A 14,884-nucleotide genomic window follows, 5' to 3' on the forward strand; every position below is an offset into this window, starting at 1 on the left:
GACGCTCAGGCCAGTTCTTCCGGCTTGGGAACGGTCAGGTCATCGTTGCGGGTCAGTTCTTCCACGTTCACGTCCTTGAACGTGATCACCCGGACGCTTTTCACAAACCTCGCCGAACGGTAAACGTCCCAGACCCAGGCGTCCTGCAGGGTCAGATCAAAGTAAATCTCGCCGTCCGCGGAGCGCGCCTGCAGATCCACGTGGTTGGCCAGGTAGAACCTGCGCTCGGTCTCCACCACATAGCTGAAGAGTCCCACCACGTCCCGGTATTCACGGTAGAGCTGCAGCTCCATGTCCGTTTCATAGTTCTCAAGGTCTTCGGCACTCATATTTCCATCATCCCCCAACGACGCTCTCACGGTCCCGGGCATCCGCTTCCGGACGCGACCCCAACTGCCAGGACATCCGGTGCAGGGGCGTGGGCCCGTGCTCGTCAATCGCCAGCCGATGGGACGCCGTGGCGTACCCCTTGTTCACTTCCCAGCCGTACTGAGGATGTGTCATAGCGTAGTCCACCATCATGGTGTCCCGCTCCACCTTTGCGAGTACGCTGGCCGCAGCCACGCTCAGGCAGGTCATGTCCGCCTTGATCTTGGTGTGCACGGGCGCCTGGCAGCCGCCGTCGTCGTTCCCCGGGAGGTCAAAAAGGCTGGCCTGGCGCGCGGGTGAGAGCCAGTTGTAGTTGCCGTCCAGGAGCACGACGTCGGGGGTCAGGTCCGCGCGGATCTGGTCCCAGGCGCGGGTGCCGGCAAGGCGCAGCGCGCCCATGATGCCATGCAGGTCAATTTCCGCGGCGCTGGCATGGCCCACTCCCCAGCTGCGGGCCCATTTCTTGATCTGGGGAACCAGTAATTCGCGGTCCTTTTCGGAGAGCAGCTTGCTGTCCCGCACACCCTTGAGGGAACGCACGGTGGCCAGGTCCACGGCCACCAGGCCAACGCTGACCGGGCCGGCCAGCGCTCCGCGTCCCACTTCGTCGCATCCGGCCAGCACCCGGTGCCCGACGGCGGCGAAGGAGCGCTCGTGCCGCAGCGTGGGGGCCTTGCTGCCGGCGCCCGTCTTGGTCCGGGGGCGGGCCGGAGCCGCCGTCACTTGGAGCCGGCCGGCTGGGAGGCTGAGGGATCGGGAACATTTTCGAAGACTTCCGGATAGCTGCCCACAAAGCCTGCACGGTTCAGCGGCCAGGCTGTCACGGCGGCCTTGCCCTCAATGTCCTCTACATCCACGAAACCGCCGCCTTCGCCCTGGAGATGCTCGCGCGAATCCGCGGAGGCGTTGCGGTGGTCTCCCATGACCCAGACTTTGCCTTCAGGAACCACCACGTCAAAGGGGACATCCGACGGTGTTGCCCCGGGGTAAATGTAGGGCTCGTTCAGCGGCTCGCCGTTGACCGTGATCCGGCCGTCGGCGTCGCAGCAGACGACGTGGTCCCCTTCCATGCCGATCACACGCTTGACCAGGTGCTGTTCCGAAGTATCCGGAACCAGGCCCACGAAAATCAGTGCGTCGCGGATCCAGGTGCCGGGGCCTTCGGTGGCCGGGGCAAGTTCGGGCAGCCAGCCCTTGGTGTCCTCGAAGACCACCACGTCGCCGCGGTTGAGGTCAAAAGGTTCCGGAACCAGAAGATTGACGAAGATCCGGTCATTGATTTCCAGGGTTTCCTCCATGGAACCGGAGGGAATGTAGAAGGCCCGGAACAGGAACGTCTTAATCAGGAAGGAGAGCAGCAGCGCAATGACGATGATGGTGGCCACTTCGCGCAGCCATCCGCCGAAACCGCGCTGCTTGTTGTGTCCGGCGCTGTGGCTGGGCTCTTCCGGGACGTTCTGAGCCATGTGCTGTCCTCTTATTTCGCCGTGTTCCACTCGGCTCCTAACTCTAGCCGTTCAATTTCCGAACTGCGCTCCAGCGGCCACACGATGGCCGTTGCGCGCCCAATGACGCGTTCCTCGGAAATGAGCCCGCCGCCCGGGGCGCCCAGCAGGGACCGGGAATCGGCTGACCGGGAGCGGTGGTCTCCGAGGAGCCACAGTCTCCCCTCGGGAACTATCACGTCAAAGTTCTGCTCGCTTGGGGCGTCTCCGGGATAAACGTACGGCTCGCCCACGGGAGTTCCATTGACCTGCAGCCGCGGTTCCTCCGCTGTGCAGCAGGTGATGCGGTCTCCGGGGATTCCGATGACGCGCTTCACATACACCGAGTCGCTGCCAACCAGCCCCACCCAGCGGGCCAGGGACTTTGCCGCTGCCACCGGGGCAGCGTCGCCGTTGTTGAGCGGGGCAAGGGAACCGCGGCCGTCAAAGACCACCACGTCCCCGCGCTGGATGCCGCCGGAACGGTATTCGGTGCGCGAGACCAGCACACGGTCCCCGGGATCCAGCAGCGGCTGCATGGACTCGGAGGGAATGTAGTAGATGTCCACGACAAAAGCGCGGACCAGGGCCACGAGCACAACTGCCGCGGCGAGGGCGCATAGCACGAAACGCCAGCCCACAAACCTGGACCGGCGTTTCGTGTGCTTCCGGGAAGGATCCGAAGATTCCCCGGAAGCGGATGCTGCGTGGATCAAGAAGATTACTTGGCGGGACGGAAGTCGCGCTTTTCCTTGATCTTGGCTGCCTTGCCGCGCAGATCGCGCATGTAGTACAGCTTGGCGCGGCGGACATCGCCCTTGGAGACCAGTTCGATCTTGTCGATGACCGGGGAGTGAACCGGGAAGGTACGCTCCACGCCGACACCGAAGCTGACCTTGCGGACCGTGAAGGTCTCGCGCAGGCCGTCGCCCTGGCGCTTCATGACGAAGCCCTGGAAGACCTGAACACGGGTGTTCTTGCCTTCAATGATGTTTACGTGAACCTTGACCGTGTCACCGGCGCGGAACTCGGGGATGTCTGAACGCAGCGAAGCTGCATCAAGAGAATCTAGGATGTGCATTGTTTATCACTCCTGGTGAACGCCACAGGTCATCCACTTTGGTAACGGCAGTCAAGGATGCAGCCACGAAGGGCTGCACAGATGCTGCCGAAGCTATGAGACCGGCATAGCCGAGGATTGGCTGCCGGTGTGCACTCTGTTGGCCACGCTCCCCCTGTGGCAGGCGCGGACCCAGATGACACAGTTATCTATTCTGCCATACCGGACCTAACCCCACCAATCAGGAGCGGGGCAGGACCCGGTCCGCAGTCACTTCGTATCCCAGCGCCTGGAGCGCGGCCCGGTCAGCCTTGCTCAGCTGCTGCGCATCGATCTTCTCCAGCAGGTCCGGGCGGCGGGCTGCGGTGCGCTGCAGCTGCTGGTCCCGGCGCCACTGGGCGATTTTTCCGTGGTTTCCGCTGAGCAGGATTTCCGGAACGTTCCGGTCCCGCCAGGATGAGGGCTTGGTGTAGACGGGGTACTCCAGCAGCCCGTCCGAGTGCGATTCCTCCACCAGGGATTCGGGATTGCCGACGACGCCGGGCACCAGCCGGCCAATGGCCTCCACCATGGCCAGGACGGCAACCTCTCCCCCGTTGAGCACGTAGTCGCCGAGGCTGACCGGACGGACGTCAAAACGTTCGCCGGCCCATTCCAGCACGCGCTCGTCGATGCCCTCGTACCGTCCGCAGGCGAAGACAAGGTGCTTTTCTTCAGCGAGCTCATAGGCCATGGCCTGGGTGAACACCGCTCCGGCGGGCGAAGGGACGATCAGGACGGGACGCTTGCCGCCGTCGTCGTTTCCCGCGTCCGCACTTCCCGCGCCCGGATCTGCGGCACCCGGGTTCCCGGCGTCCGCGACGGAGGCCAGCGCCTGCGCCCACGGCTCGGCCTTCATCACCATTCCGGCGCCGCCGCCGTAGGGAGTGTCATCCACGGTGCGGTGGCGGTCCGTGGTGAAGTCCCGCAGGTCATGCACATGAAGATCCAGCAGGCCGTCCTGCCGGGCCTTGCCGATCAGCGACAGATCCAGCGCCGCCAGGTATTCAGGGAAAATGCTGACTACATCAATACGCACTTAGCGGCCGGCCTCGTTCTGAGCGTCCTTGTCCTTACCGGCGCTTTCCTGCTTGTCCTGCTTGTCTTCCGGCAGGTTCAGTTCAAAGAGTCCTGCGGGCGGGGTGAGCAGGACGTAGCCGTCCTCAACGTTGACCTCGGGAACAATGGCTTCCACGAAGGGAACCAGCACCTCGCGGCCCTCATTGTCATCCACGACCAGCAGGTCCTGGACGGTCAGGGTGCGCAGGCCGCTGACGGTGCCCACGACGTCGTCGCCGATCCGGGCCTTCAGGCCAACGAGTTCATGCTCGTACCAGCCCTCGTCGTCATCCTCGCCGTCGAGCTCTTCGGTATCCACGGAAAGCATGGCCCCGCGCAGTTCCTCGGCACCGTTGCGGTCCACTACTTCGTCAAAACCGAGCAGCAGGATGTCCTTGTTCCAGCGGGCGCTGATGACCGTGAGCGGACCCTTGGACGCAGGCTCGACGATGAGCTCGGTTCCGGGCACAAAGCGGTCTTCGGGGGCATCGGTCAGAACCTGGACGGTTACTTCGCCGCGGATGCCGTGCGGCTTGCCGATGCGTGCCACCTGTAACTGCATGGGGAGATCTCCTTGTATTGGTGCGGCGGATCGCCGCAGCCGGGGTTGGGCAGCTTCGGGCCCGGAAACACATCCGGCCCCTCCACCATTATCTGGTGCAGGGGCCGGATGCCGTGAACTGCGTTCAACTGGTACTGCTGTGAAAAAGTGCTGTGAACTGCTGATGCAGTCCGGCCGTGCCGCGGATTATCAGCGGCGGCGGTCGGTATCCACTACATCAACGCGAACCGGCTCTCCGTTCGCGAGGGCGGCGATCACGGTGCGCAATGCACGTGCCGTCCGGCCCTGGCGTCCGATGACGCGGCCCAGATCATCCTGATGAACTCGCACCTCGAGGGTTTCCCCGCGGCGGTTGCTCTTGGCGGAAACCTTGACGTCCTCAGGACTGTCAACGATTCCGCGGACGAGATGCTCCAGCGCTTCGGCCAGCAAGTTACTCAGCCTCAGCCTCTGCGGAAGCTTCGGGAGCCTCGTCCTTCTTGGCCTTCGGGGTGATGGCCTCGGGAACAATCACGGACTTCTTTTCGGGAGCCACGAAAGCTTCCTTGGGAGCCTTGACCTGGAGGGTGCCCTCCTGGCCTTCGATGTTCTTGAACTTCTGCCAGTCACCGGTGATCTTCAGCAGAACTGCGACCTGCTCGGTGGGCTGGGCGCCGACGCCGAGCCAGTACTGGGCACGGTCCGACTTGATGTCGATGTACGACGGGTTCTCGGTCGGACGGTACAGTCCGATTTCCTCGATGGCACGGCCATCGCGCTTGGCACGGGAATCCATGACAACAACGCGGTAGTGTGCTGAGAACTTCTTGCCGAGGCGCTTAAGGCGAATCTTTACGGCCACTTTTGTGGTCACTCCTGATCTGAAATGGGGCGAACCCGTACTTCTGCTCCCGTGGGGCGGGCCATAACGTTGGGGTTCAAAAAGGACAAGATGCATGCGCGGAGAGAGGGGCCACGCAGATCGAGTACTCGACTATTGTGCCAGATGAGTTCATCTTTGGCGACTCGGTACAGGCGGCGCGGCGGGCGACGCTCCCCCGACCCCTGCGGGCTTCGGTACAGAACTTCATGGGCATACCGTGTGCCGAGTGTCGGGATAACGTCGCTTTGATCATTCGATTGTCGAATTGACGGCCTTCTCAGCGGTGCATTCCGGCGCGAGCTCAACACTCGACGGAAGCAAGGTAAGGCGACGCACGGCGGGTTAGCCGACGGCGGGGTCAGGCCGACGGCAGTTAGCCGACGGCGATGCGCAGGCGGTTGCGCCAGGGATCCTCGAACCGCAGTTCAGCACCGGTGTGATGATTGGAGACACCGGCAACCTTCAGCCGGTCGGCCAGCCCGGCGACGTCGTCGGCCGTTGGCACGCTGATCAGCACCTCACCCAGGCCCAAGGTGTCCTTCCGGGGTCCGGCGCCGCGGCTGTTCCACACATTCATGGCCATGTGGTGGTGGTAGCCGCCGGCCGAAACGAAGAGTGCCTGGCCGTGGAACCCGGCGGTGCGTTCGAATCCCAGCGTGTCCACGTAGAAGGCTGCCGCCGTTGCCGTATCCCCGACCTGCAGATGCACGTGCCCCACGCCCGCGTCGGCAGTGCGCAGGGAATTGAGCGCTTCCTCGGTCAGATGCTCACGGAAATAGGTTTGCGGCGACAGGGCGAGCGAGGCCATCCGAACCTCACGCCCGGAGGCGGTTTCATCCCAGTCCCAGGTGTCCCGGGGCTTGTCGTAGTACAGCTCAATGCCGTTGCCCTCGGGGTCGGTGAAGTAGAACGCTTCGCTCACCAGGTGATCGGCAGATCCCACAAACGCGGCCGGATCGTATTGCGCGGCCGCCGCCACGGTGGCCGCCAGATCGGCCTGCGTGCCGAAGAGGATGGCGGTGTGGAACAGTCCCGCCTCGCCGCGCGATGCCACGCGGAGTCCGGGAGCGGGTGCCAAGTGAACCACGGGGACGGTTCCGCGGCCCAGGTACTGGCCGCCGTCGGCTTCGGCGACCACCTCCAGTCCGAGGGCTCCGCGGTAGTAGGCGGAAACCGCCGCCATGTCCCCCACGCGAAGCATCACTGTGCCCATGGTCAGATTGGCGGGCAGCAGGTCGGACGGGTTTAGTTGAAGGTTCATGCAATTAGTTTACTTGAAGCTTCACGTAAACCCAAGGCTGCCGGAAAAGGACGACGACGGCGGGAGCGGACTACGGCGCAGTGGCCGGCGGATCGCGCCGCAGTTCACACCGCATTGCGACGCGTTTGCCCAGAGCATCCAGTCCGAGCTGCCGTTCATGCTCCCGGAGCCGGCCCAGCTCGCCTCCAGGGTTCCAGACCGCCTCAAATCCGCAGGTCCGGTAGAAGGGGGCGTTGAACGGAACATCGAAAAATGTGCACAGTGTCATGGACCGGTATCCCTGCTCTGCGGCCCAGGCCAGTGCGGCGTTCACCAGCCTGCGGCCCAGCCCGGTCCCTGCGGCGTCAGGGGAAACGGACAGCTGCTCCAGATGGGCCTGTCCGTCCACTTCCTCGATGCGGGCGAATCCAACCGGCGGCTCTCCCGCCTCCAGGATGTGGCGGGCGGAGGCCAATTCAGCGGCGGTGGCCGGCGGCGGAAGCTCACCGAGCTGAAAGGATCCGCCGGCGGAACCGGGCAGGCTCAGCCCGTGCAGCAGGGTGTCCGCGGCAGCCTCCAGGGCGGGCAGCAGGGCCAGGTCGCTCTCCGCGGCGCTGCGCACAACCACCGGTCTCACTGCCATGCGCGAAATCCTAACGTCCAAGAACTCCGGAAAAGCCGTCAACGGGCGGCATCATTCGCTGCGAAGACGGCGGCACAAGGGGTTCGCCGCTCACTTGCCGGCCGTCCACCAGCTCCGTCACGGTTCCCAGCTCCAGTGCTTCCAGTGCCGCCCCGAGCCGCACTGCTGAGGACCCGCCCAGAACATCGGGGCATTCCCCGACCGGGAAAAACCGGGCTTCCCGCTCTCCGCCGGCTCCGGTGAATCCGGTCACGGAGGTTGCCAGCGTGCCGCCGTCGAACACAAAAGCGATGGAATCGCCCTGGCCCGCGCTGCCCTGCACGCAGTCCATTACCAGGAGGCGGCCGACGTCGAGCTGGAATCCCAGCGCCTCGCGCGCCATGCGCCGGGCGGCGGAACGGGGGTCTTCGCTGCCTTTCACGACACCGCCGGGAAACTCCCAGTCCCCGGACCCGGCGGACCCGGCCCGCAGCGTCAGGATTCTCCAGTCACTGGTCCGGATCAGCACAAAGGCCACGGTGCTGCGCTTGAACACCGACCCGTAAAAGCCGCTTAGTCCCTGTGCTGCCACGCTGCTCTTCCCCCTGATACCGGACTTCCTCGGTGCACCCTCACAGTATCCGGCGCCGCGGGGCCGGAGCGATAAAAGTGCCGATGCGTTAAACACGCACCGCCGGACCAAAGCCCGGCGGTGCACATCATTTCCCTGTTACTTGCCCAGGAACTTCTCGAAGCCCTTGGGAAGGTTCAGCGACGACGGATCAAAGTCCGCATCCTGGCCGCCGAATGCACTGCCCGTGGGAAGTGCCTTGCGGGCACCGGCGCGCCGTGCCTCCGCCTCGGCGCGTTCCTGTGCAGCCTTGGCCGGGTTTCCGGACTTGGCCTTCTTCTTGCCCTTGGCTGCCTGCTGCTTCTTCCGTGCGCCGCCGAAGCCGCCGGGGCCGGCCATGCCCGGCATGCCGGGGATTCCGCCGCCGGCAGCCATCTTCTTCATCATCTTCTGTGCCTGCACAAAACGCTCCAGCAGGCCGTTGACCTCGGAAACGTGCACGCCCGAACCGCGGGCAATGCGGGCACGGCGTGAACCGTTGATGATCTTCGGAGCCACCCGCTCGTGCGGGGTCATGGAACGCACAATGGCCTCGACGCGGTCAATTTCGCGCTCGTCGAAGTTTTCCAGCTGCTCACGCATGCCGGCGGCGCCGGGCATCATCATGAGCATCTTCTTCATGGAGCCCATTTTGCGGATCTGCTGCATCTGGGCGAGGAAATCGTCCAGGGTGAAGTCTTCCTGGTCGGCGAATTTCTTCGCCATCCGGGATGCTTCGTCCTTGTCCCAGTTCTGTTCGGCCTGCTCAATGAGGGTCAGGACGTCGCCGAGGTCAAGGATGCGGCTGGCCATGCGGTCCGGGTGGAAGACCTCAAAGTCGGTCAGGGCCTCACCCGTGGAGGCGAACATGATCGGCTTGCCGGTCACGGACGCCACGGACAGTGCGGCACCGCCGCGGGCGTCGCCGTCGAGCTTGGTCAGGACAACACCGGTGAAGTTCACGCCCTCGTTGAAGGCCTGGGCCGTGTTGACGGCGTCCTGGCCGATCATGGCGTCAATGACAAAGAGCACCTCGTCAGGATTGATGGCGGCGCGGATGTCAGCGGCCTGCTGCATCAGTTCGGCGTCCACGCCCAAGCGGCCGGCGGTGTCCACGATGACCACGTCATGCAGCTTGGAGCGGGCTTCCTCGATGCCCTGGCGGGCGACGGCAACCGGATCACCGGTGGCGGCCTCAAACTCGGAGGAAACGCCCGGGTGCGGTGCGTAGACCGGAACGCCGGCGCGCTGGCCGTTGACCTGCAGCTGCTTGACGGCATTGGGGCGCTGAAGGTCGGCGGCAACCAGCAGCGGGCTGTGGCCCTGGGACTTCAGGTGCTTGGAGAGCTTGCCGGCCAGGGTGGTCTTACCGGCACCCTGCAAACCCGCGAGCATGATGACCGTGGGCGGGTTCTTGGCCAGGCGCAGCCGCCGGGTCTCGCCGCCGAGGATGCCCACGAGTTCCTCGTTGACAATCTTGACGACCTGCTGGCCCGGGTTCAGTGCCTGGGACACCTCAAGGCCGAGGGCGCGTTCCTTTACGGATGCGGTGAAGGCACGGACCACGGGAACGGCGACGTCCGCGTCCAGCAGTGCCCGGCGGATTTCGCGGACGGTGGCGTCGACGTCGGCTTCGGTCAGCTTGCCCTTGCCGCGGAGGTTCTTGAAGGTTGTAGTCAACCGGTCAGACAGTGAATTGAACACGTGCCGCGCACTTCTTTCGTCAGATCTTCGCCATGTTTGGCAGGCCCAGCTGTTAAGGGTACCAAGGCGAGTTGGAAATCTTCCGCAAAACCCTTACCGGTTGCGCGGCCCCGATGGCAGGGTGGAGCCATGAATGAAACTTCCCCCCTGCGCACCCTTTTGATTCTCGGCGGCACCGGCGACCTCTCCAAGCGGCTGCTGCTGCCGGGGCTGGGCCAGCTGATCGGCAGCGGACGCGCCCCCGCTGAGCTCCGCGTCATCGGTTCCGGTTCCCGTGACTGGGACGACGGCACCTGGCAGGACCTGTTGAAAGAGTCCTTTGCCGCTGCCCGCGGCGAGGCCGACGACGACGGGAAGGAAGCGCTCGATGCCGCTGTCCGGAACGGCAGCTACCTGCAGGTGGATCTGAAGGATCCGGAGCGGCTGGTAAACGACATCCGCAGCCTGGACACACCGCTGGCCGTCTATTTCGCGCTGCCGCCGGAAGTTACGCAGTCCACCGTGGCTGCGCTGAAACCGGGAGACCTGCCCGAGGACACGCGGCTGGTGCTCGAAAAGCCGTTTGCCGGCGACGAAGCCTCGGCCCGTGAGCTGAACCGGATGCTGGCGAAGCTGCTGCCCGAAAGCGACGTGTACCGGGTGGACCACTTCCTGGGCATGGCCACGGTGATGAACGTCCTGGGGCTGCGGTTTACCAACCGGATCCTGGAGCCGGTGTGGAACAACCTTCATATTGAGCGCGTGGAGATTGTTTTCGACGAGAAGCTGGGTCTTGAGGGCCGAGCGAAGTATTACGACGGCGCCGGTGCCCTGCGTGACATGATCCAGAGCCACCTGCTGCACACCATGGCGGTCATTGCGATGGGGGCTCCGGCAACCCTCGGCCAGCGGGATGTGCGGGACCTGATCGCTGCCACGCTTCGGGCATCCAGTGTGCCGGAGGACTATAAGCGAAGTACGCGCCGGGCCCGGTGGTCCGCCGGGGAGATCGACGGCGAAGAAGTTGAGGCATATGCCGAATCGCCCGGGGTAGATCCGGACCGGGAGACGGAGACGCTCGCAGAAGTGGAAATCCGGATCGACAATGAGCGCTGGTCCGGTGTCCCGTTCGTCCTGCGCTCGGGCAAGGCTCTGGGCAAAACGCGGCAGGAAGCCGTCATTACCTTCAAGCCGGTGAGCCATCTGCCCGACGGATTCACCGGTTCCGCGGGCGAAGCCTCACGCCTCCGGATTTCCTTCGCCCCGGCCCGGCTGGAACTGGAGCTGAACGTCAACGGTCCGGAGAACGTGTTCAAGCTGGAGCGCACCGGGCTCAGCGCTCCCATGCACAAATCGGCGATGACGCCGTACGGCGAAGTGCTGGACGGCATCCTTTCGGGTGACCCGCTGGTCTCCGTGCGCGCGGACATCGCGGAGGAATGCTGGCGGATCGTGGATCCGGTACTGAGGTCATGGGCTGACGGCGAGGTTCCGCTCGAGACATATCCCGCCGGAACCATGGGCCCGCCGGAGTGGGAATCCAGCCGCTCGGGATTGTGAAAACCCCCTGGGCCGGCCGCAATCACACGGCCGGTCCAAGGGGCTGCTCCCGCCCAAGGCTGAAGCAAACAACCTACAGCGCGGAATCCCCCCGCTCCCCGGTACGCACCCGGAGCGCTTCTTCCACATTGACCACCCACACCTTGCCGTCCCCGGCCCGGCCCGTGTTGGCCGTGGAGACCAGCACATCCACGATGTCGTTCAACCACTCATTGGCCACCAGGACCTCGATGCGGATCTTCGGCAGCAGGTCCACGGTGTACTCGGCGCCGCGGTAAACCTCGGTGTGGCCGCGCTGGCGGCCGTAGCCGTTGGCGGAGCTGACGGTCAGTCCCTGCACGCCGTAGCTTTCCAGGGATCCGCGGACGGCGTCGAGTTTCTCGGGCCGGACAATGGCCGTTACAAGTTTCATGAGTTGACGCTCTCCTTCGGGGCGGTGCGGACGGTCTCAGGGAGGGGCCGGAAGGAACCGCCCATGCCCAGGCCGCCGAATTCGTATGCGGTTTCAGCGTGTTCGCTCAGGTCCACGCCGTTGATTTCCTGTTCCTCGGACACCCGGAAGCCAATGGTCTTGTGAATGGCCAGGCCGATCACCAGAGTCAGGACGGCCGAGAAGATGATCGCGATGAGGGCCGCCGCCAGCTGTGCGCCAAGCTGAGCGAAACCGCCGCCGTAGAACAGGCCGCCTCCCTCGCCGTCCACGGGCAGGGCAATGAAGCCCAGCGCCAGTGTGCCTACGATGCCGGCCACCAGGTGTACGCCCACCACGTCCAGGGAATCGTCGTAGCCGAGCTTGTACTTCAGCCCGACGGCGAGCGCGGAGAGGACACCGGCCAGCAGGCCCAGGCCGACGGCGCCGAGCGGGCTCACGTTGGCGCAGGCGGGGGTGATGGCCACCAGGCCGGCGACAATTCCGGAAGCAGCGCCGAGGGAGGTCGGGCGCCCGTCGCGCATCTGTTCAATCAGCAGCCAGCCAACCATCGCGGCAGCCGGAGCGGCCATGGTGTTCATCCAGATCAGGCCCGCTTCCTCCGCGGTGCCTGCGGCTCCCCCGTTGAAACCGAACCAGCCGAACCAGAGCAGCGTGGCGCCGAGCATGACAAAGGGGATGTTGTGCGGGCGCTGGCTCGGGTCCTTGCCGAAGCCCTTGCGCTTGCCGATGATCAGGGCCAGCACCAGGGCTGCCACACCTGCGTTGATGTGGACCACGGTGCCGCCGGCAAAGTCGATGGCCTCCCCGACCACGGAGCCGACCGCTCCCTCTTCGCCCAGCAGCCCGCCGCCCCACACCATGAAGGCCAACGGGCAGTAGACGAGGGTGACCCAGACCGGCACGAAGATCACCCATGCGCTGAACTTGGCCCGGTCCGCAATGGCTCCGCTGATCAGGGCCACCGTGATGATGGCAAAGGTGGCACCGAATCCGGCGCCGATGAGGTCTTCGGTGCCAATGAGCGGCTCAAGCCCGAAGGAGGCGAAGGGGTTACCGAACAATCCGCCCACGCCGTCGCCGCCGGTCATGGAGAAGCCCCACAGCACCCAGACAACTCCCACCAGGCCAATGGACACAAAGCTCATCATCATCATGTTCAGTGCTGCCTTGGCGCGGGTCATGCCGCCGTAAAAGAATGCCACTCCGGGCGTCATGAGCAGCACCAGTGCCGCCGAAACCATCACCCAGACGTGACCTGCTGACAGATCCATCTTCACGTCCCTTCACCAACCACGGGCCCTTCCCGCACACTGAACTCTGCCGGGGCAAAGTTTCGGCAACGGCCCGGGCAGGTTGCCGGAACATTACAAACCCCGGTCCCCGGTAAAAAGTCCGTAACGGGAAAGTTTCCACAGCATTTCGCGCCTCTTCGGGAGCACTTGGCGGTGCGGCACCCGCCGCTAGGATGGTCCCTAAGTCTCACTACCGGAGGTAATCCTTTATGCCCGAGCAGTTTCCGACACCGGGCGGTCCAGATCCTCTGGCCGCCGGCGGCGGCCCCAACCGAAATTCCGGCAAGAACAAGAAGAAGTGGATTATCTCCGGGACCGCACTCGCGGCCGTGCTGGCTGCCGGCGCCGTCGTCGCCCCGTTGGTGATGAACGACGACGCCGCTCCCGCAGCGGTGCCCGCCGCGTCAAGCGAGGCCAAGCCGTCCCCCACGGGCACTCCCTTCACCGTGACCCCCGCCCCTGAAACCCTGCCTGCGGCTCCGGCCGTGACGTACTACAACCAGGCGGGACCTCCGGCCGGATCTCCGCAGACCCCTGTGGAGCCGCTGAACATCAAGGTCGCTGCGGAGACCACCGGCACGTCGCTGCCGGAGGGCCTGATCGGGCTCTCGCTGGAAGCCACGGATCTGGCGGATCCGTCCCTGTCCGGCGACAACCCGGAAATGGTCGAGTCCATTTCCGGACTCGGCCGGCCGCTGCTGCGCTTCGGCGGAAACGCCGTGGACCGGCGCTTCTTCTGGACCTCCACCGGCGAGGCCATCCCCGGGAACCTTTCCGGCGACAAATCCCATCCGGTCCGGGTCGTGACACCCGCCGATCTGGAGCGGGTCAACACGCTGCTGGAAGCCGTGGACGGGCAGATTGCCCTGACCGTGGACCTGGGCAATTATGATCCCGCCCGTGCAGCGGACATGACCAAGTACGCCGCCGCCGCCTTCGGTGAGCGCCTGGTGGGCATCACCGTGGGCAACGAGCCCAACGGGTTCGCCAAGACCGGGCTGCGCGACTCCGGCTACGGCATCTCCGATTACCTGACCGAGCTGAAGGCCTACGCCGAAGCCATGTACGCCGTCGCTCCCGAGGTGCCCATTGTGGGTCCGGGAACCTATGAGCAGACCTGGTGGGGGCCGTTCGCCGAGACGCAGCTGCCGCAGCGGAAAATCCTGTCCTTCCACCACTACCCCCTGTCATCCTGCGAGGGGGCAGATCCGCTGGGAAAGCCGGTCCTGGCCAACCTAACCAGCCGGCAATTGCATGACCACTCCAACAACTTCCGGGCCGCCGCCATGAAACCGGCCCTGCAGTCGGGCCTGGAAACATGGATTCCGGAAACCGGTGTCTCTGCCTGCCCGGGGTCAAACGAAACCACCAAGACCTACGCTTCGGCGCTGTGGAGCGCCGACTATGCGCTGAGCGCCGCGCAGATGGGCATTTCCCGGGTTTCCTTCCACAGCTCCCTGATCACGTGCAAGGGCGGCCCGCCCATGTCTGCCATCTGCACCGGCGGCGCGTACCTGCAGCCGGACGGCGCAGTGGATGAGCGCGCCAACTATTACGGCATGTCCATGGTGGCCGAGATGCCGCCGGGTGAGTTCCTCAAACTGGACACCGCCGGCGGCGGGCTCGCCTATCCGTACGCGGTGCGCCACGCGGACGGAAGCGTCAGCGTGGTGGTGGTCAACAACAACAACCCCGAAAAGGATGCTCCGGCCGCGGTAACCCTGGAACTGCCGGGCAAGGCGCTGACCGGGACCATGTCCCAGATGACCGGCACCTCCTACACCGCCGAAGACGGCACGCTGATCGACGGCGCCGCCGCCGAGGGCACCCCGGCCGCCGAACGGCTGACCGTTCCGGGGTTCACGTACGGGTCCAGCACGCAGACGTTCCCCCTGACCGCGGGCACCGTCACGGTCCTGAACTTCACCTTCTAGCCCGGGCCGGGACCCCCGCTTCGCGGACCCCGGTCCCGGTCCCGGCGGGCAAAAAGATCAACAAAAAGGCTCCGC

17 protein-coding genes are annotated in these 14,884 nt (G+C 65.0%); 2 read left to right on the top strand and 15 right to left on the bottom strand.

What is annotated here, in order from left to right; genetic code table 11:
• Nucleotides 1-5: 5 nt before the first annotated feature.
• The 13 genes from AC4D2W_RS05760 to ffh form a co-directional block, all read right to left on the bottom strand.
• Nucleotides 6-329: a DUF2469 domain-containing protein gene (locus AC4D2W_RS05760; protein ID WP_400927948.1), complete on the bottom strand. Its 324-nt coding sequence runs from the start codon at nucleotides 327-329 to the stop codon at nucleotides 6-8.
• A 7-nt stretch (nucleotides 330-336) separates the two neighbouring features.
• Complete coding sequence (rnhB, locus tag AC4D2W_RS05765) at nucleotides 337-1,092, bottom strand: ribonuclease HII (RefSeq protein WP_490925919.1); 756 nt, start codon at nucleotides 1,090-1,092, stop codon at nucleotides 337-339.
• Nucleotides 1,089-1,835, bottom strand: a complete 747-nt coding sequence (gene lepB, locus AC4D2W_RS05770) for a signal peptidase I (RefSeq protein ID WP_490925920.1) — start codon at nucleotides 1,833-1,835, stop codon at nucleotides 1,089-1,091. Before lepB (AC4D2W_RS05770) ends, rnhB begins: the two co-directional genes overlap by 4 nt.
• Before the next feature lie 11 nt (nucleotides 1,836-1,846).
• Nucleotides 1,847-2,569, bottom strand: coding sequence for a signal peptidase I (gene lepB, locus AC4D2W_RS05775; protein WP_490925921.1), 723 nt, complete (start codon nucleotides 2,567-2,569; stop codon nucleotides 1,847-1,849).
• Nucleotides 2,570-2,574: 5 nt separating this feature from the next.
• Entirely contained in the window at nucleotides 2,575-2,934 is a 360-nt protein-coding gene (rplS, locus tag AC4D2W_RS05780; protein ID WP_490925922.1) for a 50S ribosomal protein L19, read from the bottom strand.
• 220 nt (nucleotides 2,935-3,154) lie between these two features.
• Complete coding sequence (gene trmD / locus AC4D2W_RS05785) at nucleotides 3,155-3,991, bottom strand: tRNA (guanosine(37)-N1)-methyltransferase TrmD (RefSeq protein WP_490925923.1); 837 nt, start codon at nucleotides 3,989-3,991, stop codon at nucleotides 3,155-3,157.
• Nucleotides 3,992-4,573, bottom strand: coding sequence for a ribosome maturation factor RimM (gene rimM, locus AC4D2W_RS05790; RefSeq protein ID WP_400927933.1), 582 nt, complete (start codon nucleotides 4,571-4,573; stop codon nucleotides 3,992-3,994).
• Nucleotides 4,574-4,762: 189 nt separating this feature from the next.
• Complete coding sequence (locus tag AC4D2W_RS05795; RefSeq protein ID WP_104053842.1) at nucleotides 4,763-5,005, bottom strand: RNA-binding protein; 243 nt, start codon at nucleotides 5,003-5,005, stop codon at nucleotides 4,763-4,765.
• 1 nt (nucleotide 5,006) lies between these two features.
• On the bottom strand, nucleotides 5,007-5,414 hold the full coding sequence (rpsP, locus tag AC4D2W_RS05800) for a 30S ribosomal protein S16 (RefSeq protein ID WP_152217816.1): 408 nt from the start codon (nucleotides 5,412-5,414) through the stop codon (nucleotides 5,007-5,009).
• A 394-nt stretch (nucleotides 5,415-5,808) separates the two neighbouring features.
• Nucleotides 5,809-6,696 carry a VOC family protein gene (locus AC4D2W_RS05805; RefSeq protein WP_490925925.1) on the bottom strand — a complete coding sequence of 296 codons (888 nt, stop codon included), beginning with the start codon at nucleotides 6,694-6,696 and terminating at the stop codon, nucleotides 5,809-5,811.
• Nucleotides 6,697-6,766: 70 nt separating this feature from the next.
• Entirely contained in the window at nucleotides 6,767-7,318 is a 552-nt protein-coding gene (locus AC4D2W_RS05810) for a GNAT family N-acetyltransferase (protein WP_490925926.1), read from the bottom strand.
• A gap of 10 nt (nucleotides 7,319-7,328) precedes the next feature.
• The gene (locus AC4D2W_RS05815) at nucleotides 7,329-7,889 is read right to left on the bottom strand and encodes an NUDIX domain-containing protein (protein ID WP_490925927.1); all 561 of its coding nucleotides are present in this window, start codon (nucleotides 7,887-7,889) and stop codon (nucleotides 7,329-7,331) included.
• A gap of 138 nt (nucleotides 7,890-8,027) precedes the next feature.
• Entirely contained in the window at nucleotides 8,028-9,611 is a 1,584-nt protein-coding gene (gene ffh / locus AC4D2W_RS05820) for a signal recognition particle protein (RefSeq protein ID WP_490925928.1), read from the bottom strand.
• 129 nt (nucleotides 9,612-9,740) lie between these two features.
• Between ffh and AC4D2W_RS05825 the strand changes: the two genes are divergently transcribed.
• Nucleotides 9,741-11,150 (top strand): glucose-6-phosphate dehydrogenase, encoded by a 1,410-nt coding sequence (locus tag AC4D2W_RS05825; protein WP_490925929.1) that lies wholly within the window; start codon nucleotides 9,741-9,743, stop codon nucleotides 11,148-11,150.
• A gap of 73 nt (nucleotides 11,151-11,223) precedes the next feature.
• Here the strand turns inward: AC4D2W_RS05825 and AC4D2W_RS05830 are convergent, their stop codons facing one another.
• Complete coding sequence (locus AC4D2W_RS05830) at nucleotides 11,224-11,562, bottom strand: P-II family nitrogen regulator (protein WP_400927916.1); 339 nt, start codon at nucleotides 11,560-11,562, stop codon at nucleotides 11,224-11,226.
• Complete coding sequence (locus AC4D2W_RS05835) at nucleotides 11,559-12,854, bottom strand: ammonium transporter (RefSeq protein WP_490925930.1); 1,296 nt, start codon at nucleotides 12,852-12,854, stop codon at nucleotides 11,559-11,561. The genes AC4D2W_RS05830 and AC4D2W_RS05835 overlap by 4 nt, the downstream gene beginning before the upstream one ends.
• Nucleotides 12,855-13,084: 230 nt before the next feature.
• Here AC4D2W_RS05835 and AC4D2W_RS05840 point away from each other — a divergent pair, with 230 nt between their 5' ends.
• Entirely contained in the window at nucleotides 13,085-14,809 is a 1,725-nt protein-coding gene (locus tag AC4D2W_RS05840) for a hypothetical protein (RefSeq protein WP_490925931.1), read from the top strand.
• Nucleotides 14,810-14,884 lie beyond the last annotated feature (75 nt).

The organism is Arthrobacter sp. TJ-58, from assembly GCF_058269295.1.

Bases quoted from the DNA above. Each gene is read 5' to 3' on its own strand.
- AC4D2W_RS05760 (WP_400927948.1), bottom strand. From the start codon at position 329: ATGAGTGCCGAAGACCTTGAGAACTATGAAACGGACATGGAGCTGCAG.
- lepB (WP_490925920.1), bottom strand. From the start codon at position 1,835: ATGGCTCAGAACGTCCCGGAAGAGCCCAGCCACAGCGCCGGACACAAC.
- rplS (WP_490925922.1), bottom strand. From the start codon at position 2,934: ATGCACATCCTAGATTCTCTTGATGCAGCTTCGCTGCGTTCAGACATC.
- rimM (WP_400927933.1), bottom strand. From the start codon at position 4,573: ATGCAGTTACAGGTGGCACGCATCGGCAAGCCGCACGGCATCCGCGGC.
- AC4D2W_RS05805 (WP_490925925.1), bottom strand. From the start codon at position 6,696: ATGAACCTTCAACTAAACCCGTCCGACCTGCTGCCCGCCAATCTGACC.
- AC4D2W_RS05810 (WP_490925926.1), bottom strand. From the start codon at position 7,318: ATGGCAGTGAGACCGGTGGTTGTGCGCAGCGCCGCGGAGAGCGACCTG.
- AC4D2W_RS05825 (WP_490925929.1), top strand. From the start codon at position 9,741: ATGAATGAAACTTCCCCCCTGCGCACCCTTTTGATTCTCGGCGGCACC.
- AC4D2W_RS05830 (WP_400927916.1), bottom strand. From the start codon at position 11,562: ATGAAACTTGTAACGGCCATTGTCCGGCCCGAGAAACTCGACGCCGTC.
- AC4D2W_RS05835 (WP_490925930.1), bottom strand. From the start codon at position 12,854: ATGGATCTGTCAGCAGGTCACGTCTGGGTGATGGTTTCGGCGGCACTG.
- AC4D2W_RS05840 (WP_490925931.1), top strand. From the start codon at position 13,085: ATGCCCGAGCAGTTTCCGACACCGGGCGGTCCAGATCCTCTGGCCGCC.